We start from the raw sequence: 21988 nt of genomic DNA on the forward strand, positions 1-21988 counted from the left end.
CGGAATCCGCGCATGATGACGTCGAATGACGCTGATTTCGTGCGCAGAACCCCCGAAGGATGTCGGTCGGGTAACAATCCGGGCGGGTGTTACCGGGTTGTGACCGGGGTGACTTGTTTCCGCGGATGCCCCGGAATACTGTCAGACAACGGCGTCACCACGGCGCTGCATTGTGTACCAATTCCTTCAGTCCCAAGGAGCAACATGAGCGTTTTCGCGAAGGCCACGGCCACGCGCTCGGCTCGCGCAGCCTGGACGGGTATCGCCATCGCCGGCGTCAGTGCCCTCCTCCTCACTGCGTGCAGCACGGGTTCACCGGAGCCGGCCGAATCCGAACCGGCAGCGGACGCCGGCGACGCCCTGCCCATCGCCGAGGGCGAGCGCGATCTCGCGCTCAAGCTCGGAACGATCCTGCCGCAGAGTGGTGCGCTCGCATTCCTCGGCCCGCCCGAAGAGGCGGGTGTCCAGCTCGGTGCCGACGACGTCAACGCGGCGGACTCGGGTCTCGCCGTCGAGGTCGTCTTCCGTGACTCGGGCGACACCACGACCGACACCGCGACCGTCTCGGTGACCGACCTCCTCTCGCAGGATGTCTCGGCCATCATCGGCGCCGCATCGTCGGGTGTCTCGAAGACCGTCATCGACCAGATCGTGGCGGCGGGCGTCATCCAGTTCTCGCCCGCGAACACCTCGGCCGACTTCACCGACTACAACGACAACGGCCTGTACTGGCGCACGGCTCCGTCCGATGTGCTGCAGGGCGAGGTGCTCGGCAACCTGATCGCCGAGGACGGCAACGCGACGCTCGGCCTCATCGTGCTGAACGACTCGTACGGCACCGGTCTCGCGCAGTTCACCAAGGACGCCTTCGAGGCGGCCGGTGGCGAGGTCGTCGCCGAGGCGCTCTTCAACGAGGGCGACTCGAGCTTCGACGCGCAGATCGCCGAGGTCACGGCGGCCAACCCCGACGCGATCGCACTGATCACGTTCGACCAGGCCAAGATCATCACGCCGGCCCTCGTCGGCTCGGGCTACCCCGGCGACCAGCTCTACTTCGTCGACGGCAACCTGTCCGACTACAGCGCCGACTTCGCACCGGGCCTCGTGGCCGGCTCGAAGGGCACGCTGCCGGGCCTCGACACGGGCACCCTCGGTGACTTCACCGACCGTCTGCTCGGCGTCGACCCCGACCTGACCGACTACAGCTACGCAGCCGAGTCGTACGACGCCGTCGTGCTGCTCGCGCTCGCGGCCTATGCGGCCAACAGCACCGACGGTGCCGAGATCGCCAAGTACCTCCAGCAGGTCTCGGGCGGTACCGGTGACGGCGAGAAGGTCACCACCTACGAGGACGGCATCGCGCTCCTCGCCGAGGGACAGCAGATCGACTACGACGGACCGTCGGGCCCGATCACGTTCGACGAGAACGGCGACCCCACCGAGGCGACGATCGGTATCTTCCAGTACCTCGACGACAACACCTACGAGCGCATCGGCGACGGCTGATCCAACGCACGAAGAAGGGCCCCGGCTTCGGCCGGGGCCCTTTCCCGTGCGCGGGGGAGCATCCGAGGCAGTCGCATGGCCGGATACGCCAGGCGGGTGGCGTTGACGCGACCCGAGGCTCCGAGGCTGGGCGCCGCAGCCCTCACGCGCGGCCGGCCTCCTGAGGCCGCTCGTGGTCGCTCGGGAGACTCGTGGTCGCTCGGGAGAACTGTTGCGACAGGCGTGAAGTGAGCCCCGTGGGCGCGCGTACAGCGGTGCCGACGATGCGACGGTGCAGCACCTCCTCGCCCGGTGTCCGCGTGCTGCGCCCTTCACAGCCCTTCGAGAGACCAGGCGGAGTGCGCGGTGCGAGCGTCGGCGGGCCACTGGCGTGCGCTGGACGGGGCCGCTCACGCCACGAACGACGAAGGGGCGGATGCCGCAGCATCCGCCCCTTCGCCGTTCGCCTGCGGCTACTCCTCGTCCTGCCCGAGGGTGCCGAGGTAGAGGCCGATGACCTTCGGGTCGTTGAGCAGCTCGCGGCCGGTGCCCGTGTAGGCATCGCGACCCTGGTCGAGCACGTAGCCGCGATCGCAGATCTGCAGGCATCGGCGGGCGTTCTGCTCGACCATGATGGTCGTCACGCCTGCGCGGTTGATCTCCTTCACCCGGAGGAACGCCTCGTCCTGCCGGACGGGGGAGAGGCCGGCGCTCGGCTCGTCGAGGAGCAGCACGTGCGGCCCCATCATGAGCGCGCGCGACATCGCGACCATCTGCCGTTCACCGCCTGACAGCGAACCGGCCCGCTGGCCGAGGCGCTTGCCGAGCTCGGGGAAGATCTCGGTGACGAACTCGAGACGCTCCTTCAGACCCTTCGGCTTCAGGAAGATCCCCATCTCGAGGTTCTCCTGAATGGTGAGGGAGGGGAACACGTTGTTCGTCTGCGGCACGAAGCCGACGCCCTGAGCGACGAGCTTGTTCGCCTTCAGGTTGGTGATCTCCTCGCCGTGGAGGAAGATGCCGCCCTCGCGGACCTTCACGAGTCCGAAGATCGACTTCAGCAGGGTCGACTTTCCGGCGCCGTTCGGGCCGATGATGCCGATCAGCTCGCCTTGTGCGGCCGTGAGCGAGCACCCGTTGAGGATGTTCACGCCCGGCAGGTACCCGGCGGTGACGCTGCGCACCTCGACGACGAGCTCGCCGGCGGGCGGCTCTGCGAGCGACGGGGCAGGGCTACTGTTCGTCATCGAGGAGCTCCTTCAGTGCTTCGACGTGACCGGTGTCGGTGGAGCCGAGGTCGGCGTCGTGGTGGGCGCCGAGATAGGCGTCGATCACCGCCGGGTCCTCCATCACCGTGTGCGGGTCGCCTTCGGCGACGACCTTGCCCTCGGCCATCACGATCACCCAGTCGGCGATGTGACGGACCATGTGCATGTCGTGCTCGACGAAGAGCACGGTCATGCCCTGGGCCTTGAGGTTGAGGATGTGGTCGAGCAGCGACTGCGTGAGCGCCGGGTTCACCCCGGCCATCGGCTCGTCGAGCATGACGAGCGTCGGGTCGCTCATGAGCGCCCGCGCCATCTCGAGCAGCTTCCGCTGCCCGCCCGAGAGGCTCGCGGCGTAGTCGTCCTTCTTGGCGTCGAGCTTGAAGCGCGTGAGGATCTCGAGCGCCTTCTCCTCGATCGCGGCGTCCTGCTTGCGCCAGAGCGACGGGATGAGGGAGCGGAAGAGGTTCTCGCCGACCTGGTCCTTCGCCCCGAGCTTCATGTTGTCCATGACCGAGAGCAGGGCGAGGGACTTCGTGAGCTGGAACGTGCGGATCAGGCCCATGCGGGCGACCCGGTAGGCGGGCACGTGCGCGAGCGCGCGCCCGTCGAACGACCACGTGCCGGTGTCGGGCTTGTCGAAGCCCGTCAGCAGGTTGAAGAAGGTCGTCTTCCCGGCGCCGTTCGGCCCGATGAGCGCCGTGATGGCGCCCCGCGGGATCTCGACGTGCTCGACGTCGACGGCGGTGAGGCCGCCGAACGTGCGCTTCACGCCGTCGGCGATCAGGATCGGGTCGTGCTTCTTGACGCCGGGGACGGCATCGCCGATGTGGAGACCCGTGGTCTTCACCGGCTTGGACGTGGGAGTGGCATCACTTGACAAAAGCCAGCTCCTTCCGATTTCCGAGGAGGCCCTGCGGCATGAATATGACGATCAGCATGATCGCGATGCCGACGAGGATGAAGCGGAGCTGACCGGCCTGCACCTGCGTCATGAACGGGAACCAGCCCGCCTCGACCGCTCGGGAGATGAAGCCCGAGAAGAACGAGAGCAGCACCCAGAACACCATCGAGCCGACGATCGGCCCGAGGATGGTCGCGGCGCCGCCGAGCAGCAGGATGGCGTAGACCATGAAGGTCAGCGTCGGCTGGAAGTACGACGGCACGACCGCACGCGGCATCACGAAGATGATGCCGGCGAGGGTGCCGAAGAGTCCGCCGAGGATGAGGCTCTGCATCTTGTACGAGTAGACGTTCTTGCCGAGCGAGCGCACGGCGTCCTCGTCTTCGCGGATGCCCTTGATGACACGGCCCCACGGGCTGCGCATCAGCAGCCAGGTGAGCAGCGCGGCGAGCGCGACGACGACCCAGGCGAGCACGAGGAAGAACCACACGCGGTTGTCGAACACCCACGGGCCGAAGCCGTAGCGCCCGGGCGGGAACGGGTTGAACTCGAGCAGCCCGGCCTGGAACTCGGAGAGGCCGTTGGCCGAACCGGTCACCGGCTGGAACTCGTTCGTCGTGAAGACGAGCCGCAGCACTTCGGCTGCGGCGATCGTCACGATCGCGAGATAGTCGGCGCGCAATCGCAGCGTCGGGATACCGAGGATGAGTGCGAACACCACGGACGCCACGAGTGCGCTGAGCAGGCAGGCCCACCAGGGCCAGCCGAGCTTCAGCGCCGGGATGGCGTAGCCGTAGGCGCCGAGCAGCATGAATCCCGCCTGGCCGAAGTTCAGCAGGCCGGTGAAGCCGAAGTGGATCGCCAGACCCAGCGCGGCGAGCGCGTAGGCGGCTGTCGTCGGGCTGATCAGCTCGACGGCCGCGTTTCCGAAGATTGCTCCCCAGTCGATCATGGTCGTCCCCTCCTATCCGATTCGCTCTCGACGGCCCAGGATGCCCTGCGGCCGGAACAACAGCACCAGGATCAGGATGACCAAGGCGCCCACGTACTTCATGTCGCTCGGCAGCCACAGCGTCGACAGCTCGACGAACACGCCCACGATGAGCGAGCCGACGAGGGCGCCGAACGCGGTGCCGAGACCGCCGAGGGTGACCGCGGCGAAGACGAGCAGCAGGATCTGGAAGCCCATGTCCCAGCTGACGCCCGGACGGAAGTACGCCCAGAGGATGCCCGAGAGACCGGCGAGCAGTGCGCCGAGCACCCAGACGATGCGGATGACCCCGTCGACGTCGATGCCGCTCGCGGAGGCGAGGCTGGCGTTGTCGGAGACCGCGCGGGTCGCCTTGCCGATGCGGGTACGCAGCAGGAAGAACGCGACCCCGAGGAGCACGACGATGCTGACGCCCATGCTCAGGAGGTCGACCCACGAGAGTGCGATCGGGCCGAGGCGGATGTCGCTCGGCAGGGTCGCACCGGGCAGCTGGCTCGTCGAGCCGCCGTAGAAGAACTGGTACGTGTAGCGCAGCGCGAGCGAGAGGCCGATGCTCACGATCATGAGCTGGATGACGCCGACGCCCTTCCTCCGCAACGGCTTCCAGATGGCGGCGTCGAGCCCCCAGCCGAGGGCCGCGCTCAACAGCAGCGCGATGCCGATCGCCGCCCACAACGGCCAGCCGAGGTTCGACCCGAAGGTGAGCACCATGAGCGCACCGAAGGTGATGAGCTCGGCGTGCGCGAAGTTCGAGAGGCCGGTCGTGCCGAAGATGAGCGAGAGACCGATCGCGGCGAGTGCCAGCAGCAGACCGAAGTTGATGCCGTTGAACAGTCGTTGCGCGAACTGGTCGAAGAAGCTCACCGTCACACGGTTGCCTTCGCCGAGGAAGAAGTTCACCGAGGCGTTCTTCGTGAGGCCGAACTCGGCCTCACGGGTCGCGCCGCCCTCGGCGACGACCACGCCCTTCGGCAGCGTGTCCTCGTCGAGGGTCACCTCGTAGGTGGCCTTCTCGGGCACGCCGATCTCCCAGCGGCCGTCGGCATCCGTCTCGGTCTCGGCTTCGAAGCCGTTCCCTTCGAGCGATATGCCCACTCCTTCGAGCGGCTCGCCGTTGTACTGCACGTTTCCACGGAAGTGGTATTCGTACTCCTCGGACTCCGAGGCCGTACTCCCATCCTCCGCCATCGCAGGGGACGCTGCGATGCCGGACAGAGTGAGTGCGGACAGAAGTATTCCGAGGAGGAGAAGCCACCTCCCGCGAGAGCGTGTCTGGATTGTTCTCGTGGGTTCCACTGCACCTCCAAGGGGTCACCGGAGGCATCTTGGACCTCCGGGACCGATCCTTTCCCGTTGACGACGTCGTCGACGGTACGTGCCGATTATGTCCCATGTGTTTCCGACATGAGCACAACAAGCCCTCGATTGTTATCCGGGGAATGCCCGCGGTGCAAACTCGCTTAACATTGATGCACCGCCAACTCGCCCACGACGCGCTCTGCGCGGGCTCACTCCACACGAAGGGAAGTCATGGATCAGGCAGATCCGTTCGGATTCACGGGACTCACGTACGACGACGTCCTCCTCCTGCCCGGTCACACCGACGTGATCCCGAGCGACGCCGACACGAGCTCGAGGCTCACGCGTCGCATCACCGTCGCGACGCCGCTGCTGTCGGCCGCGATGGACACCGTGACCGAGTCGCGCATGGCGATCGCCATGGCGCGCCAGGGCGGCATCGGCATCCTGCACCGCAACCTCTCGATCGCCGACCAGGCCGAGATGGTCGACCGCGTGAAGCGCAGCGAGTCGGGCATGGTCTCGAACCCGGTCACCACCACGCCGGATGCCTCGGTCGCCGACGTCGACGCGCTGTGCGCGACCTACCGGGTCAGCGGCCTCCCCGTCGTCGACGACGAGGGCAAGCTCGTCGGCATCATCTCGAACCGCGACATGCGCTTCGTCTCCGACTTCGACAAGCCGGCCACGAAGGTCAGCGACGTCATGACCAAGATGCCGCTCATCACCGGCCGGGTCGGCATGAACCCCGACGAGGCGCTCGCGATCTTCGCCGAGCACAAGGTCGAGAAGCTGCCGCTCGTCGACGACGAGGGCCACCTCACCGGGCTCATCACCGTGAAGGACTTCGACAAGTCCGAGCAGTACCCGAACGCCACGAAGGACTCCGAGGGGCGCCTCCGGGTCGGCGCGGCCATCGGCTTCTTCGGCGAGGCGTGGGAGCGCGCCGAGGCCGTCCGCGACGCGGGCGTCGACGTCATCGTCGTCGACACCGCGAACGGCGAGTCGGCGGGCGTGCTCGACATCATCCGCCGCCTGAAGGCCGACCCGAGCTTCGCCCACATCGACGTCATCGGCGGCAACGTCGCGACCTACGAGGGCGCGAAGGCGCTCGTCGAGGCCGGCGCCGACGCCGTCAAGGTCGGCGTCGGGCCCGGCTCGATCTGCACCACCCGCGTCGTCGCCGGCGTCGGCGTGCCGCAGGTCACGGCCGTGTACGAGGCATCCAAGGCGACGAAGCCCGTCGGGGTGCCCCTCATCGCCGACGGCGGACTGCAGTACTCTGGCGACATCGCGAAGGCGCTCGTCGCCGGCGCCGACACCGTCATGCTCGGTTCGCTGCTCGCGGGCACGGCCGAGAGCCCCGGTGAGCTCGTCTTCCAGAACGGCAAGCAGTTCAAGGCCTACCGCGGCATGGGATCGCTCGGCGCGATGCAGACCCGCGGCAAGAAGACCTCGTACTCGAAGGACCGCTACTTCCAGGCCGACGTGCCCACCGACGACAAGCTCATCCCCGAGGGCATCGAGGGCCAGGTGCCCTACCGTGGACCGCTCTCGGCGGTGGCGTACCAGCTCATCGGCGGGCTGCGCCAGTCGATGTTCTACGTCGGCGCCCGCACCATCGAGGAGCTGAAGACGAAGGGTCGCTTCGTGCGGATCACCCCGGCCGGCCTCAAGGAGTCGCACCCGCACGACGTGCAGATCGTCGTCGAGGCGCCGAACTACACGCGTTGAGGCGCGGCGACCTCGTCGCCTGCACAGGAGGGCGGTACGACTTCGGTCGTGCCGCCCTCCGTCGTCGTCGGCGCCCTATGCCGACGCCGCGTCGGCGAGCCGCGTGATCGCCTCGCCGAGCACCTCGGGCGTGCACGCGAAGTTCAGGCGCACATGGCCGCGACCGACCTCCTTGCCGAACATCGTGCCGATGCCGAGCGCGACCCGAGCGTGCTCGAGCGCGTAGCCGGCGGGGTCGTCGCCCCAGCCGAGGGCCGTGAGGTCGAGCCAGGCGAGGTAGGTCGCGTCGGGGATGCGGTAGCGCACCCCGGGCAGCTCGTCGGCGAGCAGCTCGGCGAGCAGCCGCCGGTTGTCGTCGAGGCTCGCGAGCACGCCGTCGAGCCAGTGCCCGCCCTCGCGGAACGCGGCGATCGAGGCGATCGAGCCGAACTGGCTCATGCGCCACTCGACCTCGTACGGGAACGCCCGCCGCACCGCGTCGCCGCGCTCCGACGCGGTGACGACCATCGCCGCCTTGAGCCCGGCGAGGTTGAACGCCTTCGAGGCGGCCGTGACCGCGACGCCGTGCTCCCGAGCCGCGTCGGACACGGTGAGGAACGGCGTGTACCCGGTGCCGGGCTGCGCGAGCGGGCCGTGGACCTCGTCGGAGACGATCGTCACGCCGTGCCGCGCCGCGAGGTCGGCGAGGGCGGTGAGCTCGTCGCGAGCCGGCACGAGCCCGATCGGGTTGTGGGGGTTGCAGAGGATCATCGCCCGTGCGCCCGCCGCGAAGGCCGCGTCGATCCCGTCGAGGTCGAGCGACCATCCCTCGTCGATGCCGCCGCGCATGGGCACCTCGACGACGCGGGCCGAGGCCTCGGTGACGATGTCGAAGAACGGCGGATAGATCGGGGGCGTGATGACGACCCCGTCGCCGGGCTCGGTCACCTGGCGCAGCACCTCGACGAGCCCCATGGCCACGTCGCCCGTGCAGGTCACGCGCGTCGGGTCGACCTGCCAGCCGAGCCGTTCGGCGGCGAACGGGACGAACGCCTCCGCCACGCCCCGGCTGCCGGCGGCGTAGCCGGTGTCGGAACGGTCGATCGCCGCGTGCAGGGCGGCCGCGATCGGCTCGGCGAGCGGGTAGTCCATCTCGGCGACCGGCAGCGGCAGCACGTCGGCGTCGTAGTGGCGCCACTTCTCGCTCGTTCGGGTGCGGAGGACGTCGAGGGGCTCTGCGGCGATGCGATGCATGCCTCCAGCTTGCCGCAGAACGGATCGGGGTGGCAGGGGGTGGCGCTGAGCTTGTATCCTGATCGGCTGCCCATCGGGCGGCGCGGCCGCGGGTGTCCCGAGTCAGGTCGCCGACCGATCGGATCACCGAGCAATGGGCTTCATCGACGTCAACGGCGTCTCCTTCTCCCTCCCCGACGGGCGGCCGCTGCTCGCCCGCCTCGCGTTCCGCGTCACCGACGGCGCCACGACGGCGCTCATCGGCGCCAACGGCGCGGGCAAGTCGACGCTGCTGCGGATCATCCGCGGCGAGCTCCGCCCCGATGAGGGCAGCGTGCAGCTCGACGGCGGGCTCGGGGTCATGGACCAGTTCATCGGCACCGGGCAGACGGTCGAGGGGGCGGATGCCACGGTCGCGGGCCTGCTCGTCTCGGTGGCGCCCGCGCGCATCAAGTCCGCCGCACTCGAGCTCGAGGCATCCGAGAACGCCCTCATCGAGCGCGACGACACCGACGCGCAGATGCGGTACGCGACCGCGCTCGCCGAGTACGCCGAGGCCGGCGGCTACGAGCAGGAGGTGGTCTGGGACCACTGCACCCTCGCGGCGCTCGGCATCCCGTTCGAACGTGCGAGGTGGCGCGAGCTCTCGACGCTCTCGGGCGGCGAGCAGAAGCGGCTCGCCCTCGAGGCCCTCTTCCGCGGGCCCGAGCAGGTGCTGCTGCTCGACGAACCCGACAACTCGCTCGACGTTCCCGGCAAGCGGTGGCTCGAGGAGCGGTTGCGCGAGACCCCGAAGACGGTACTGCTCGTCTCGCACGACCGCGAGCTGCTCGCGCGCGCCGCCGACCGCATCGTGACGATCGAGCTCGGCGCGGCCGGCAACACCGCCTGGATGCACGGCGGCAGCTTCGAGGGGTACCACGCCGCACGCGACGATCGGTTCGCCCGCCTCGACGAGCTGCGTCGACGCTGGGACGAGCAGCATGCGGCGTTGAAGACGCTCGTGAACACGCTCAAGGTGAAGGCGACGTACAACGACGGCATGGCCTCGCGCTACCAGGCGGCGGTGACCCGGCTGCGCAAGTTCGAGGAGGCCGGCCCGCCCGAGGAGCGTCCGCCGGCCCAGGCGGTCTCGATGCGGCTGCGGGGCTCGCGCACCGGCAAGCGCTCGATCGTCTGCGAGGGGCTCGAGCTCACGGGGCTCATGCGACCGTTCGACCTCGAGGTCTGGTACGGCGACCGGGTCGCGGTGCTCGGCTCGAACGGATCGGGAAAGTCGCACTTCCTGCGCCTGCTCGCGGGCGGCGGCACCGAGCCCGACCGTACGCTCGGCCACGTGACGAGCGTGGGCGAGACGCTCGCGCGGGTGCCGCACGAGGGGCGTGCGGTGCTCGGGGCGAGGGTCGTGCCGGGCTGGTTCGCGCAGAACCACGAGCATCCCGAGTTCCGGGGGCGCACACTCCTCGACATCCTGCACCGCGGCGACGCGAACCGCGACGGCATGGCGCGCGAGGCCGCGAGCTCGGCGCTCGACCGCTACGGGCTCGCCGGTGCGGCGCTGCAGAACTTCGAGCAGCTCTCGGGCGGGCAGCAGGCGCGGATGCAGATCCTGCTGCTCGAGCTCTCGGGGGCGACCCTGCTGCTGCTCGACGAACCGACCGACAACCTCGACCTCGTCTCGGCCGAGGCGCTCGAGGAGGCGCTCGAGCGCTTCGACGGCACGGTGCTCGCGGTCACCCACGACCGCTGGTTCACCCGCAGCTTCGACCGCTTCGTGGTGTTCGCCGAGTCGGGCGAGGTCGTCGAGGCGGATGCCCCGGTGTGGGACGAGGGCCGGGTGCAGCGCACGCGCTAGCCGTACCGACCTCGCGAGCACGCGTCGCACGTCGCGGCAGGTCGTCGGACGGGCCGAGCCGGGTCACCCGATCGGGTGAGGCGCGGATGGCAAGCCGCCGCGGAGACTGATCGGCATGACAGGACAGAAGACGGACAAGCGGACGGCGATCGCGGGACCGGCGCTCATCATCGTGTGCGCACTGCACACCGTGGTCGGAGTGCTCGTCTCCGCGCCGGCGCTGGCCGCGGCGGTGGCCGACGGCTGGTACGGGGCGATGACGATCGAGCTCGAAGTGGCGCTCTGGTTCTTGATGACCGGGTTCTTCGGGTTGGCCTCGGGCCTGGCGGTGACCGCCCTCGAGCTCACCGGCCGACTGCCGTGGTCGGTGAGCATCGCCCTGCTGGCGATCGCGCTGATCGGGGTGGTCGCGGCGCCGGTGTCGGGGTTCCTGCTCGTGCTCGTGGCGGCCGTCCTCGCGGTCGTGCAGTCGGCGCGCGGGCAGCGTCGGCGAGGATCGGCCGACTCGGACCGCGGCGCGCCTCTCGTCGACGGGCTGCGCCCGTCGGCTCCGGAGGGTGCGGGTCTCGTGCACGCTCCACGATCGCGGGAGGATCGGGCGTGAGCTCCGTCCGCCCCCGCGCCGAGGCCCGTCAGGCGAACGCGACGGCGAGGCAGGCCCCGACGAACACGAGCTGCTCGATCGTGCGCGGCAGGAGGGGCGAGGCGGTGCGGCTCGTGCGGGCGGCGTGCACGTTCGCGGGGAACACGGCCACGAGCAGCAGCGCGAGGCAGAGCGCGGCGAGGCGGTGCGTCGGCGGGAGCAGGAGTCCGATCGCGCCGGCGGTCTCGAGCACGCCGGTGGCCGCGACGATGAGCTCGGGCCGGGGCAGCCGCGGCGGCACCATCGCGACGAGCTCGGCGCGCACCGACGGCACGAGCCGCCCGACGGCGCCCATGAGGAACATCAGGGCGAGGCCGCCGGTGAGCCACGCCGGCCAGCTGCCGAGCGCCGGCACGCCGAGGGCGCCGAGGAGGGCGGTCGCGGCGATGCCGACGGCGAAGGCGATCGGCACGGGGGAGAGGAAGGTCCTCGCCCAGGGGCCGCGCGGCTTCGGCGCGGTCCGGTCGGCACGACCGGATCGTGCGTCGTCGGTCGCGGCCGTGTTGCTCGGAGTGCGGTGCATCGGTAGCTCCCATCTCGTGAACTTGTCAGTGTCAAGATAGGCCCGATCCCCAAACTTGTCAATGACTAGTTCAGGGTCCTAGTCTTGGCGCATGGCGTACCACCACGGCCGGCTCCGCGAGACGCTGATCGACGAGGCGGCGGCCGCGATCGACGAGCGCGGCGTCGACGCGCTGAGCCTCCGCGAGCTCGCGCGCCGAGCCGGCGTCTCGCACGCCGCGCCCGCCCACCACTTCGGCGACCGCTCGGGCCTGCTCACGGCGATCGCCGCCGACGGCTTCGAGCGCCTCGCCGACGCGCTCGGTGCCGCCGGCGCCGACTTCGTCGAGGCCGGGGTCGCCTACGTGCGCTTCGCGAGCGAGGAGCCCGGCCGGTTCGCGGTGATGTTCCGCACCGAGCTGCTGCGCCTCGACGACCCCGCGCTCGAGGCCGCGCGCGACCGGGCCGGGGGGATCCTCGCCTCCGGGGCGGTCGGCGCCCTCGGCGACGCCCGGGCCGACCGCCTCGCCGCCTGGTCGATCGTGCACGGCTTCGCCACCCTCTGGAACTCCGGCGCGATCGAGTCGGCGCCCGACGAGCATCCCGATGCACTCGCCCGCGAGGTCGCCGCGCGTCTCGTGCCCGACGCCCGGGCCGGCGACTGAGCCGCGATACCGCGGGCTCGGGCGCTTTCCGGCGCGACCGGTAGGCTGGGACGGTGAGCCAAGAGATCGAGATCGGCCGCTCCAAGCGGGGCCGGCGCGTATACGCATTCGACGACATCGCGATCGTGCCGAGCCGGCGCACCCGCGACCCCGAAGACGTCTCGGTCGGCTGGGCGATCGACGCCTACCAGTTCGACATCCCGTTCATCGCCGCGCCGATGGACTCGGTCGTCTCACCGCAGACGGCGATCATGATGGGCAAGCTCGGCGGTCTCGGCGTGCTCGACCTCGAGGGCCTCTGGACCCGCTACGACGACCCGGCGCCCGTGCTCGCGGAGATCCGCAGCCTCCCGGCCGAACGCGCGACCGAGCGCATGCAGCAGCTGTACTCCGAGCCGATCAAGCCCGAGCTCGTCACGGCCCGCCTCGCCGAGATCCGTGCCGCCGGCGTCACCGTCGCCGCAGCGCTCTCGCCGCAGCGCACGCAGGAGCTCTACGAGACCGTCGTCGCCGCGGGCGTCGACCTCTTCGTGATCCGCGGCACCACCGTGTCGGCCGAGCACGTCTCGAAGAACCAGGAGCCGCTGAACCTCAAGAAGTTCATCTACGAGCTCGACGTGCCGGTGATCGTCGGCGGAGCCGCGACCTACACGGCCGCCCTCCACCTCATGCGCACCGGCGCGGCCGGCGTGCTCGTCGGCTTCGGCGGCGGCGCGGCCTCGACGACCCGTGCCACCCTCGGTATCCACGCGCCCATGGCGACCGCGGTCGCCGACGTGGCCGGCGCCCGCCGCGATTACCTCGACGAGTCGGGCGGCCGCTACGTGCATGTCATCGCCGACGGCGGCGTCGGCACCGGCGGCGACATCGTGAAGGCGATCGCCTGCGGCGCCGACGCGGTCATGCTGGGTGCGGCGCTCGCGCGCGCGACGGATGCCCCGGGCGGCGGCTACCACTGGGGCGCCGAGGCGCATCACCCGCAGCTCCCGCGCGGCCGGCGCGTGCACGTCGGCCAGGTGGCGCCCCTCGAAGAGGTGCTCTACGGGCCCGCCCCGGCCGCCGACGGCACCGCGAACCTCGTGGGCGCGCTCCGCCGCTCGATGGCGACGACGGGCTACTCCGACCTGAAGGAGTTCCAGCGGGTCGAGGTCATCGTCGAGCCGTATCTCGGGTCGTAGTCGCCGCCGTACCCCCGCACGAGTCGGAGTCGCTCTATTCGATCGACGACGTCTCGGGTAGCGTGGAAACGGATCACGCGGCCCAGCCACGAGGCCGCGGGGATGGGGTGGCACGATGGCTCGGAACAAGTCGGTGACGCGTTCGCAGAAGCTCGGACCCGAGGAGCGCGCGGCCGCGATCGCCCGGCTCAAGGAGAAAGAGCTCGACATCCTGGTCGTGGGCGGCGGCATCGTCGGCACGGGGGCCGCGCTCGACGCCGTCACCCGAGGGCTCTCCACCGGGCTCCTCGAGGCCCGCGACTGGGCCTCGGGCACGTCGAGCCGCTCGTCGAAGCTCGTCCACGGCGGCATCCGATACCTCGAGCAGCTCGACTTCCGCCTCGTGCGCGAGGCGCTCATCGAACGCGGACTCCTCCTGCAGCGCATCGCTCCGCACCTCGTGAAGCCCGTCCGATTCCTCTACCCGCTGAAGACGCGCGTCATCGAGCGCTGCTATGTGGGCGCCGGCATGCTGCTGTACGACATCTTCAGCTACACGGGCGGCAGGCCGCCCGGGGTGCCGCATCACCGGCACCTCTCGAAGCGGCAGGTGCAGCGGGCCATCCCCTCGCTCGCCCCGAACGCGCTCATCGGCGGGCTCACTTACTACGACGCCCAGGTCGACGACGCCCGCTACGTGGCATCCCTCGCACGGACCGCGAGCTTCTACGGGGCGCACGTCGCGAGCCGGGTGAAGGTCGACGGCTTCATCAAGGTGGGCGAGCGCGTCGTCGGCGTGACGGCGCACGACCTCGAGACCGACGAGCGCTTCGAGGTGCGTGCGAAGCAGGTCGTGAACGCGACCGGCGTCTGGACCGACGACACGCAGCGCATGGTCGGCGAACGCGGCACCTTCAAGGTGCGGGCGTCGAAGGGCATCCACCTCGTAGTGCCGCGCGACCGCATCCAGTCGGCGATGGGCATGATCTTCCGCACCGAGAAGAGCGTGCTGTTCATCATCCCGTGGGGCCGCCACTGGCTCATCGGCACGACCGACACCGACTGGAACCTCGACAAGGCGCACCCCGCGGCGACCGCGGCCGACATCGACTACCTGCTCGAACACGTCAACCAGGTGCTGTCGATCCCGCTCACGCGCGAAGACGTCGAGGGCGTGTACGCGGGGCTCCGCCCGCTGCTCGCCGGCGAGAGCGACCAGACCTCGAAGCTCTCGCGCGAGCACCTCGTCGCCCACACGGTGCCGGGGCTCGTCGTCATCGCGGGCGGCAAGTGGACCACGTACCGGGTGATGGCCAAGGACGCGATCGACGCGGCCGTCGACGCCCTCGACGGCAGGATCCCGCCGTCGACGACCCAGGACATCCCGCTGCTCGGGGCCGAGGGCTACCAGGCGGCGTGGAACAAGCGCGGCAAGATCGCCAGGGCCTTCGACGTGCACAAAGTGCGGATCGAGCACCTGCTGAACCGCTACGGCACGATGACCGATGAACTGCTCGATCTGATCCGCAGCGACCCGAAGCTCGGCGAACCGCTGCCGGGCGCCGACGACTACCTCGCCGCCGAGGTCGTGTACGCGGCCTCGCACGAGGGCGCGCTGCACCTCGACGACGTGCTCGCGAGGCGCACCCGCATCTCGATCGAGGCGTGGGACCGCGGCGTCTCGGCCGCGCCGGTCGCGGCGAAGCTCATGGGCGGGGTGCTCGGCTGGGACTCGGCGCGCGAGACGCTCGAGGTCGAGCGCTACCTCCAGCGCGTCGCCGCCGAACGGGCCTCGCAGGAGCAGCCCGACGACGAATCGGCCGACCGGGTGCGGCTCGAGGCGCCCGACATCGTGAAGGTCGACTGAGCGCACCGACCGCGGCGCTGCAGCTCGACCGAACCCCGTCCCCGTGAGTGAACCCGGTGCATCCGGGGCTCGGTCACGGGGACGGGGTTCAGTCGTGCTGGGGCCGAGGGTGCGCACAGGTACGGCCGGGTAGGCTTGTCCATCGTGTCAGCCGAGTCCCGACGCGCCACCCTGCGCATGATGGTCCGTCCGCGCTGGGTGCTCGCGCTCCTGCTCGCTCTCGGGATCGCGGCCGCGTTCGCACTGCTCGGGCAATGGCAGCTCGAACGGGCCGTCGAGCAGGCCGAGGTGGTCGAGCACCCGACCGAGGAGCTCAGGCCGTTCGCGGGCGTCGCCGAACCCGGTGCCCCGACCACGCAGGCGGTGACCGGCCAGAAGGTCGAGGTCACCGGGACCTTCGTGGCGGGCGACACCGTGCTGGTCGCCGATCGCCGCAACGACGGCACCTCGGGATACTGGGCGGTCGCGCACCTCGAGGTCGCGGATGCCCCGGAGGGCGGCCTGCCGGTCGCGCTCGGCTGGGCCCGCGACGCGAAGGCCGCGCAAGCCGCAGCCGATCGCTTCGACGCCGCGATCGATCCCGATGACACGGTGGCGATCGTGGGTCGCTTCCTGCCGAGCGAGGCGCCGGTCGCACCGGCCGACGACGAGGACCCGTTCCTCATGCGCTCGGTCGCCGTCGCGCAGCTCGTGAACGTCTGGGCGGACTACGACGACCGGCCCGTGTACTTCGGGTACGTGACCGCGGCCGAGCCGGTCGATGGCCTCGAGGCGATCTACTCGCCGCCGCCCCAGCAGAACACCGAGCTCAACTGGCTGAACATCTTCTACGCGGTCGAGTGGGTCGTGTTCGCGGGCTTCGCGATCTACCTCTGGTACCGGCTCGTGCGCGACGCCGTCGAGCGCGAGCGCGAGGAAGCGGCGGAGGCCGCCGCGGCTGCCGGGCGGGCACCCGTCGACGCCGGCTGAAGCCGGAGCCGAACCTCCAGGTCTCGTACCGACTGAGCCCTGGGCGCGGTGACCCGCCCTGATCGGCTCAGCGGCCGAACGCCGCCGCGAACTCCGGCGCCGGCTTGATCTCGGTGATCACGTCGACGAGCACGCCGCCCGGGTCGCGCACGATCACATGACGCTGCCCGAAGGCCTCGCTGCGGAGCTCCTGCACGGTCGGCACTCCCGCGGCGTCGAGTCGGGCCGCGAGCGCGTCGACGTCGTCGACCTCGAGGTTCACGAGCATGCCGCGGGCGGCTTCGCCGTACCCGGCGGGGATCGACTCGTGTCCGGCGTCGAGCAGTGCGAGCTCGTGGCCGCCGTCGGGGTGGCGGAGGCTCACGTACCAGTCGGACTCGAAGGTGGTCGCGAACCCGAAGTGCTCGCGGTAGAAGTGCGCGCTCGCGGAGACATCCGCAGTGCAGAGGACGGGGTAGCAGCCGGTGAGCATGGTCTCTTCTCCTTCGTCGGGATGCATACAGACTGTATGTATCTATCCTCAGCCTGACTGACGTACAGTGTGTATGTCAATCAGGGAGGGTCGCATGGCGACGAAGGCGGAGCAGCGCGAACGCACGCGAACGGAGATCGTGCGGCTCGCGACCGCGCGCTTCGCCGAGCACGGCTATGCGGGCGTCGCGCTCGAGGAGCTCATGGCCGAGGCCGGGCTCACGCGCGGCGCGCTGTACCACCACTTCGGCAGCAAGCAGGGCCTGTTCCAGGCTGTCGTCGAGCAGGCGCAGCGCGGGGTCGCGCAGGCGGTCGAACTCGCCTCGGCGGGCCACGACGACGTGCTCGACGACTTCCTCGCGGGATGCCGCGCCTTCCTCGAGGCGAGCCTCGCCCCCGAGGTGCGACGGATCCTGCTCATCGAGGGCCCGGCCGTGCTCGGCTGGGGGGAGTGGCGCGAGGGCGACCTCGACACCAGCGTGCGACTGCTCGACGAGGGCATCGCCGAACTCGCCGCCGCCGGCCGCATCGACGGGCGTTCGCTCGACACCGTCTCGACGATGCTCTCCGGCGCCCTCAACGAGGTCGCGATCGCCAACGCGGCCTCGCCCGACCCCGCCCGAGGCATCGACGAGGCGGTCGAGACCCTGGGCCGGTTCCTGCTGGGTCTGCGCCCAGCCGCGGCCACGTAGACTGTACGCATGCCCCTCGAGCCGAAATCCGCCGATCTGCCGCGCATTCGCGGGGCGCTGAAGTTCTACAAGGTCGCCTCGGTGATCACGGGCGTCATGCTGCTGCTGCTCTGCGCCGAGATGCTGCTGAAGTACGTCTGGCACCTCGAGCTCTTCGCGTTCGGCCCCAACGGCGTGCTGAGCTTCGAGCCGGTCATCGAGACGGCGGCCGGCCTCGAGTCGACCGGCTCAGGTGTGAACCTCTCCACTGGCATCCTCATCGCCCACGGCTGGTTCTACGTCGTCTACCTCTTCAGCGACTTCCGGCTCTGGAGCCTCATGCGCTGGCACTTCGGCCGGTTCATCCTGATCGCCCTCGGCGGCATCATCCCCTTCCTCTCGTTCTTCCTCGAGGTCCGCGTCGCCCGTGAGGTGACCGCCTACCTCGACCGCCGCGAGGCCGCAGAGGCGGCCGCCGCGAGCGCCGCCCCCGAGACATCCGAAACCACCCCCGACTCCGTGGAGGCACAGCAGTGACCGATCAGCAGACCGAGCAGCGGCCCGTTCTCGTCGTCGACTTCGGCGCCCAGTACGCGCAGCTGATCGCTCGGCGCGTGCGCGAGGCATCCGTCTACTCCGAGATCGTGCCGCACACGATCACGGCCGACGAGGTGCGCGCGAAGAACCCGATCGGCATCGTGCTCTCGGGCGGGCCGTCGTCGGTCTACGAGGAGGGCGCGCCTCGCCTCGACGAGGCCATCCTCGAGCTCGGCGTGCCGACGCTCGGCATCTGCTACGGCTTCCAGGTGATGGCCCAGCACTTCGGCGGCGACGTCGCGCAGACCGGCCAGCGCGAGTACGGCGCCACCGCGGCGAACGTCGTGGATGCCTCGGGCAACGCACTGCTCGTCGAGCAGCCCGCCTCGCAGACCGTCTGGATGAGCCACGGCGACTCGGTCGCCCGTGCGCCCGAGGGCTTCGAGGTGCTCGCCTCGACCGAGTCGACCCCCGTCGCCGCGTTCGCGAACGACGAGCGCAAGCTCTACGGCGTGCAGTGGCACCCCGAGGTGAAGCACTCGCCGTTCGGCCAGGGCATCATCGAGAACTTCCTGCACCGCGCCGCCGGCATCCCCGCCGACTGGAACCCGGGCAACGTCATCGCCGAGCAGGTCGCCCGCATCCGCGAGCAGGTCGGCTCGGCCCGCGTCATCTCGGCGCTCTCGGGCGGCGTCGACTCGGCCGTCTCGACGGCCCTCGTGCAGCAGGCGGTCGGCGACCAGCTCACCGCCGTCTTCGTCGACCACGGCCTCCTCCGCAAGGGCGAGCGCGAGCAGGTGCAGAACGACTACGTCGCCGCGACCGGCGTTCGCCTCGTCACGATCGACGCCGAGGAGACGTTCCTCGACGCGCTCGCCGGGGTGACCGACCCCGAGGAGAAGCGCAAGATCATCGGGCGCGAGTTCATCCGCTCGTTCGAGGCCGCCGAGCGCGACCTCATCGCCGAGGCCGCCGCCGACGGCGAGCCGATCAAGTTCCTCGTACAGGGCACGCTGTATCCCGACGTCGTCGAGTCGGGCGGCGGTTCGGGCACGGCGAACATCAAGAGCCACCACAATGTCGGCGGCCTCCCCGAAGACCTGCAGTTCGAGCTCGTCGAGCCGCTGCGCACCCTCTTCAAGGACGAGGTGCGCGCGATCGGCCGCGAGCTCGGCCTCCCCGAGGCGATCGTCGGCCGCCAGCCGTTCCCCGGCCCGGGCCTCGGCATCCGCATCGTCGGCGAGGTCACCCGCGACCGGCTCGAGCTGCTGCGCGACGCCGACGCGATCGCCCGTGAAGAGCTCAGCGCCGCCGGCCTCGACCAGGAGATCTGGCAGTGCCCGGTCGTGCTGCTCGCCGACGTGCGCTCGGTGGGCGTGCAGGGCGACGGCCGCACCTACGGCCACCCGATCGTGCTGCGCCCCGTCTCGTCCGAAGACGCGATGACCGCCGACTGGACCCGCCTGCCCTACGACGTGCTCGCGAAGATCTCGAACCGCATCACCAACGAGGTGCGCGAGGTCAACCGCGTCGTGCTCGACGTCACGTCGAAGCCGCCGGGGACGATCGAGTGGGAGTGACCGCTCCCTGCCCCTGAGCTCGTCGAAGGGGAGTGGGCGAAGGGCGCCGGCCGTGTGGCCGGCGCCCTTCGGCGTACCCGGCGTGCGGCCGCGGCGCAGGCGGTCCGCGCTCTCAGCCCGAGAGGGCGTCGAGCTGCGCCTCGACTTTCGCTGAGACGGCACCGGTGCCGCCGAGGATGACGATCTTGTCGGGCCGGAGGCGCTTGAGCGCATCGGAGACCGGCTTCGGCAGGCTGTCACGGGCGGTCAGCAGGACCGGGCCGCTTCCGATGCCCGCGACCGGCCCGCCGGCGAGCGCGTCCGGGAAGTCCATGCCATTGGCGACATACGCCACCGAGACGCCGTAGTCGAACCAGCCGGCAAGCAGGGCTGACGTCGCGTAGCGGTCGGTGCCGTAGTCGACCACCGAGTAGCCCGGGATCAGAGCATCGAGTTGCGCGTGAGCGTTGGGACCCACGACGCCGCCGCCGATGATGTGGACGACCTCGGGCTTCAGGCGCTTCAGCTCGGTCACGATGGAGGCGGGGAGACTGTCGGCCTCACCCGTCAGCAGGATCGGTGCCTCCCCGATGGCGGCTTGCGGTGCGGCGGCGAGCGCGTCGGGGAACTTCGACCCGCTCGTGAGATAGGCGACCGGGACCCCTGGGGCGAAGCGGGACTTCGACAGTTCGGCTGAGGTTGCGAAGCGGTCTGCGCCGCCGATCCGCGTGACCGAGCCCGTGGTGAACTCGTCGAGCTCGCGCTCGACCGTGGAACTGATCGCGCCGGTGCCGCCGAGGATGACGATGCGCTTCGGCTGGAGGCGGCGGAGCTCGCCCTCGACGACGCGCGGCAGCGAATTCTGGGCTGAGAGGAGGATCGGCCCACCGGTCGTCGCCGCTACCGGCGCCGCCGCGAGTGCATCGGGGAAGCTGCTGCCGCTCGCGACATAGGCGACTGGGACCCCGGCGCTGAACTGCGAGGCGGAGACGCCGACCGCGGTCGCATAGCGATCACTCCCGGCGATGCGCGAGACCGCGCCCCAGGGATGGGTCTTGGACTCAAAGGTGAGCTTCGCGTTCTTTCCGGTGATCGTCGCGCGGGGAAGGACTCGGATCGAGTCGAAGTTCCCCCACGGACGATCGCTCCACCATTCGTCACGGAGCCCGGAACCCGGCGGTCCATAGAAGTAGAGCCTCCAGAGCCCCGGGGGGATGCCGCGGATGGAGTATTCGCCGTTCTCGTCGGTGGTGATCCAATCGATGGATGCCTCCTGCGTCCGCACGCCGGTCGAATGCGTATGGGCGCTCTCGAAGAAGACGTCTGCATCGGCGACCGGTGAACCGTCTGGGCCGGTCAGCCTGCCCGACAGTGTGGCTCCGCGCGTGAGCACTGCGTTCTTGTTCACCAGCACTGCACCCTGCGCGAGTTCCATGAAGGTGGCTTGGGACCGGTACGGCTTGTCGCCCAAGTACTCCGTGACATACGGCTCGCCATCGGCGCTCCGCCCCCAGAACTGCAGCGTCCATCTCCCGGGCGGCACACCTCGGATGGTGTACGAGCCGTTCGCATCGGACGTGACCGTTCGCTCGGGGGAGTAGCCGTCAGGGTCGACGACCTGGGCGGAGCCGGCCCCGAGCATCGCACCGGTGTCGAGTGAGACCTGTCCCGAGATCGTTGCACCCAGCCCGAGCGTCGCGTTCATACCCGTACGACGCTGGCCCGCCGAGAGATCGAAATAGACGGCGTCGCCCCCGGAGTACACCTCGCCCCAGTACTCCGCGACATAGTCGGCGAGCTCAGCGTGACGAGAGCCGAGCTCGAAATGCAGCGAGTATTTGCCCGCGGCCAGCCCCGAGAAACCGTATGTGCCGTCCGCCGCGACGGTCGTGTACGCGTCATCCGACGGCGAGGTTCGGATCAGCCGCACGGAGCCGCCGTCGAGCGGTCGACCGTCGCTGAGCGTCACCTTGCCGGTGATCGTCCCGGTTCCGGTCGCCGCGGCGCTGCTCACGGGCGCCGACGGATCATCCGCTGCCGCAACGGCTGCCGTGTCGGCGGGAAGTGCGAGCGACAACGCGAGGACGACGGCGCTGGGCGCGGTGAGCTGGCGGGCTGCGCGGCGTGCTCGGGTATCTGAAGAGGCAGGGCGGCGCAATCGGGTCTCCGGGAGTTCGGGTCTCAGGGTCGAACGGCCGATACG

19 protein-coding genes are annotated in these 21988 nt (G+C 70.1%); 11 read left to right on the top strand and 8 right to left on the bottom strand.

What is annotated here, in order from left to right:
* Nucleotides 1-204 precede the first annotated feature (204 nt).
* Nucleotides 205-1506 (top strand): ABC transporter substrate-binding protein, encoded by a 1302-nt coding sequence (locus ACFVAJ_RS11990; protein WP_376944364.1) that lies wholly within the window; start codon nucleotides 205-207, stop codon nucleotides 1504-1506.
* 452 nt (nucleotides 1507-1958) lie between these two features.
* On the opposite strand, the gene ACFVAJ_RS11995 is transcribed toward ACFVAJ_RS11990, so the two are convergent.
* Genes ACFVAJ_RS11995 through ACFVAJ_RS12010 form a run of 4 tightly spaced genes read right to left on the bottom strand, consistent with a single transcriptional unit; the run spans nucleotide 1959 to nucleotide 5833 of the window.
* Entirely contained in the window at nucleotides 1959-2732 is a 774-nt protein-coding gene (locus tag ACFVAJ_RS11995) for an ABC transporter ATP-binding protein (protein ID WP_376944365.1), read from the bottom strand.
* On the bottom strand, nucleotides 2719-3633 hold the full coding sequence (locus tag ACFVAJ_RS12000) for an ABC transporter ATP-binding protein (protein ID WP_376944366.1): 915 nt from the start codon (nucleotides 3631-3633) through the stop codon (nucleotides 2719-2721). Before ACFVAJ_RS12000 ends, ACFVAJ_RS11995 begins: the two co-directional genes overlap by 14 nt.
* The gene (locus ACFVAJ_RS12005) at nucleotides 3623-4603 is read right to left on the bottom strand and encodes a branched-chain amino acid ABC transporter permease (RefSeq protein ID WP_376944641.1); all 981 of its coding nucleotides are present in this window, start codon (nucleotides 4601-4603) and stop codon (nucleotides 3623-3625) included. The genes ACFVAJ_RS12000 and ACFVAJ_RS12005 overlap by 11 nt, the downstream gene beginning before the upstream one ends.
* A gap of 15 nt (nucleotides 4604-4618) precedes the next feature.
* On the bottom strand, nucleotides 4619-5833 hold the full coding sequence (locus ACFVAJ_RS12010; RefSeq protein WP_376944367.1) for a branched-chain amino acid ABC transporter permease: 1215 nt from the start codon (nucleotides 5831-5833) through the stop codon (nucleotides 4619-4621).
* A 342-nt stretch (nucleotides 5834-6175) separates the two neighbouring features.
* On the opposite strand from ACFVAJ_RS12010, the gene guaB reads away from it, so the two are divergent.
* Nucleotides 6176-7678 carry an IMP dehydrogenase gene (gene guaB / locus ACFVAJ_RS12015; protein WP_376944368.1) on the top strand — a complete coding sequence of 501 codons (1503 nt, stop codon included), beginning with the start codon at nucleotides 6176-6178 and terminating at the stop codon, nucleotides 7676-7678.
* A 75-nt stretch (nucleotides 7679-7753) separates the two neighbouring features.
* Here the strand turns inward: guaB and ACFVAJ_RS12020 are convergent, their stop codons facing one another.
* Nucleotides 7754-8911 carry a MalY/PatB family protein gene (locus tag ACFVAJ_RS12020; protein WP_376944369.1) on the bottom strand — a complete coding sequence of 386 codons (1158 nt, stop codon included), beginning with the start codon at nucleotides 8909-8911 and terminating at the stop codon, nucleotides 7754-7756.
* 133 nt (nucleotides 8912-9044) lie between these two features.
* Here ACFVAJ_RS12020 and ACFVAJ_RS12025 point away from each other — a divergent pair, with 133 nt between their 5' ends.
* Complete coding sequence (locus ACFVAJ_RS12025) at nucleotides 9045-10745, top strand: ABC-F family ATP-binding cassette domain-containing protein (protein ID WP_376944370.1); 1701 nt, start codon at nucleotides 9045-9047, stop codon at nucleotides 10743-10745.
* A gap of 115 nt (nucleotides 10746-10860) precedes the next feature.
* Nucleotides 10861-11349, top strand: coding sequence for a DUF6463 family protein (locus ACFVAJ_RS12030; RefSeq protein ID WP_376944371.1), 489 nt, complete (start codon nucleotides 10861-10863; stop codon nucleotides 11347-11349).
* A 28-nt stretch (nucleotides 11350-11377) separates the two neighbouring features.
* Here ACFVAJ_RS12030 and ACFVAJ_RS12035 read toward each other — a convergent pair whose 3' ends face one another.
* A complete protein-coding gene (locus ACFVAJ_RS12035) occupies nucleotides 11378-11911 on the bottom strand; it encodes a DoxX family protein (RefSeq protein ID WP_376944372.1) in 534 nt (177 codons plus the stop codon).
* Nucleotides 11912-12002: 91 nt separating this feature from the next.
* Here ACFVAJ_RS12035 and ACFVAJ_RS12040 point away from each other — a divergent pair, with 91 nt between their 5' ends.
* The 4 genes from ACFVAJ_RS12040 to ACFVAJ_RS12055 all read left to right on the top strand — a co-directional run bounded on the left by ACFVAJ_RS12040 (nucleotide 12003) and on the right by ACFVAJ_RS12055 (nucleotide 16547).
* Nucleotides 12003-12554, top strand: coding sequence for a TetR/AcrR family transcriptional regulator (locus tag ACFVAJ_RS12040; RefSeq protein ID WP_376944373.1), 552 nt, complete (start codon nucleotides 12003-12005; stop codon nucleotides 12552-12554).
* A gap of 53 nt (nucleotides 12555-12607) precedes the next feature.
* Nucleotides 12608-13732, top strand: a complete 1125-nt coding sequence (locus tag ACFVAJ_RS12045) for a GuaB3 family IMP dehydrogenase-related protein (protein WP_376944374.1) — start codon at nucleotides 12608-12610, stop codon at nucleotides 13730-13732.
* A 115-nt stretch (nucleotides 13733-13847) separates the two neighbouring features.
* Nucleotides 13848-15578: a glycerol-3-phosphate dehydrogenase/oxidase gene (locus tag ACFVAJ_RS12050; protein ID WP_376944375.1), complete on the top strand. Its 1731-nt coding sequence runs from the start codon at nucleotides 13848-13850 to the stop codon at nucleotides 15576-15578.
* A gap of 144 nt (nucleotides 15579-15722) precedes the next feature.
* A complete protein-coding gene (locus ACFVAJ_RS12055; RefSeq protein WP_376944376.1) occupies nucleotides 15723-16547 on the top strand; it encodes an SURF1 family protein in 825 nt (274 codons plus the stop codon).
* 67 nt (nucleotides 16548-16614) lie between these two features.
* Here ACFVAJ_RS12055 and ACFVAJ_RS12060 read toward each other — a convergent pair whose 3' ends face one another.
* Nucleotides 16615-17046, bottom strand: coding sequence for a VOC family protein (locus ACFVAJ_RS12060; protein WP_376944377.1), 432 nt, complete (start codon nucleotides 17044-17046; stop codon nucleotides 16615-16617).
* A 67-nt stretch (nucleotides 17047-17113) separates the two neighbouring features.
* Here ACFVAJ_RS12060 and ACFVAJ_RS12065 point away from each other — a divergent pair, with 67 nt between their 5' ends.
* The 3 genes from ACFVAJ_RS12065 to guaA are packed head-to-tail and all read left to right on the top strand — an operon-like array spanning nucleotide 17114 to nucleotide 19806.
* On the top strand, nucleotides 17114-17710 hold the full coding sequence (locus ACFVAJ_RS12065; protein ID WP_376944378.1) for a TetR/AcrR family transcriptional regulator: 597 nt from the start codon (nucleotides 17114-17116) through the stop codon (nucleotides 17708-17710).
* A 9-nt stretch (nucleotides 17711-17719) separates the two neighbouring features.
* Nucleotides 17720-18226, top strand: a complete 507-nt coding sequence (locus ACFVAJ_RS12070; protein WP_376944379.1) for a DUF3817 domain-containing protein — start codon at nucleotides 17720-17722, stop codon at nucleotides 18224-18226.
* The gene (gene guaA / locus ACFVAJ_RS12075; RefSeq protein ID WP_376944380.1) at nucleotides 18223-19806 is read left to right on the top strand and encodes a glutamine-hydrolyzing GMP synthase; all 1584 of its coding nucleotides are present in this window, start codon (nucleotides 18223-18225) and stop codon (nucleotides 19804-19806) included. The genes ACFVAJ_RS12070 and guaA overlap by 4 nt, the downstream gene beginning before the upstream one ends.
* A gap of 112 nt (nucleotides 19807-19918) precedes the next feature.
* On the opposite strand, the gene ACFVAJ_RS12080 is transcribed toward guaA, so the two are convergent.
* Nucleotides 19919-21943, bottom strand: a complete 2025-nt coding sequence (locus ACFVAJ_RS12080) for a cell wall-binding repeat-containing protein (protein WP_376944381.1) — start codon at nucleotides 21941-21943, stop codon at nucleotides 19919-19921.
* Between the last annotated feature and the right edge of the window lie 45 nt (nucleotides 21944-21988).

The sequence above is a fragment of the Agromyces sp. NPDC057679 genome (genome assembly GCF_042799635.1).
In the GTDB taxonomy this organism is placed as follows: Bacteria; Actinomycetota; Actinomycetes; order Actinomycetales; family Microbacteriaceae; genus Agromyces.

What these genes read in the sequence shown, in the direction of transcription:
- ACFVAJ_RS11990 (WP_376944364.1), top strand. Translation starts at nt 205, where the DNA reads ATGAGCGTTTTCGCGAAGGCCACGGCCACGCGCTCGGCTCGCGCAGCC.
- ACFVAJ_RS11995 (WP_376944365.1), bottom strand. Translation starts at nt 2,732, where the DNA reads ATGACGAACAGTAGCCCTGCCCCGTCGCTCGCAGAGCCGCCCGCCGGC.
- ACFVAJ_RS12010 (WP_376944367.1), bottom strand. Translation starts at nt 5,833, where the DNA reads ATGGCGGAGGATGGGAGTACGGCCTCGGAGTCCGAGGAGTACGAATAC.
- guaB (WP_376944368.1), top strand. Translation starts at nt 6,176, where the DNA reads ATGGATCAGGCAGATCCGTTCGGATTCACGGGACTCACGTACGACGAC.
- ACFVAJ_RS12020 (WP_376944369.1), bottom strand. Translation starts at nt 8,911, where the DNA reads ATGCATCGCATCGCCGCAGAGCCCCTCGACGTCCTCCGCACCCGAACG.
- ACFVAJ_RS12025 (WP_376944370.1), top strand. Translation starts at nt 9,045, where the DNA reads ATGGGCTTCATCGACGTCAACGGCGTCTCCTTCTCCCTCCCCGACGGG.
- ACFVAJ_RS12030 (WP_376944371.1), top strand. Translation starts at nt 10,861, where the DNA reads ATGACAGGACAGAAGACGGACAAGCGGACGGCGATCGCGGGACCGGCG.
- ACFVAJ_RS12035 (WP_376944372.1), bottom strand. Translation starts at nt 11,911, where the DNA reads ATGCACCGCACTCCGAGCAACACGGCCGCGACCGACGACGCACGATCC.
- ACFVAJ_RS12040 (WP_376944373.1), top strand. Translation starts at nt 12,003, where the DNA reads ATGGCGTACCACCACGGCCGGCTCCGCGAGACGCTGATCGACGAGGCG.
- ACFVAJ_RS12050 (WP_376944375.1), top strand. Translation starts at nt 13,848, where the DNA reads ATGGCTCGGAACAAGTCGGTGACGCGTTCGCAGAAGCTCGGACCCGAG.
- ACFVAJ_RS12060 (WP_376944377.1), bottom strand. Translation starts at nt 17,046, where the DNA reads ATGCATCCCGACGAAGGAGAAGAGACCATGCTCACCGGCTGCTACCCC.
- ACFVAJ_RS12065 (WP_376944378.1), top strand. Translation starts at nt 17,114, where the DNA reads ATGGCGACGAAGGCGGAGCAGCGCGAACGCACGCGAACGGAGATCGTG.
- ACFVAJ_RS12070 (WP_376944379.1), top strand. Translation starts at nt 17,720, where the DNA reads ATGCCCCTCGAGCCGAAATCCGCCGATCTGCCGCGCATTCGCGGGGCG.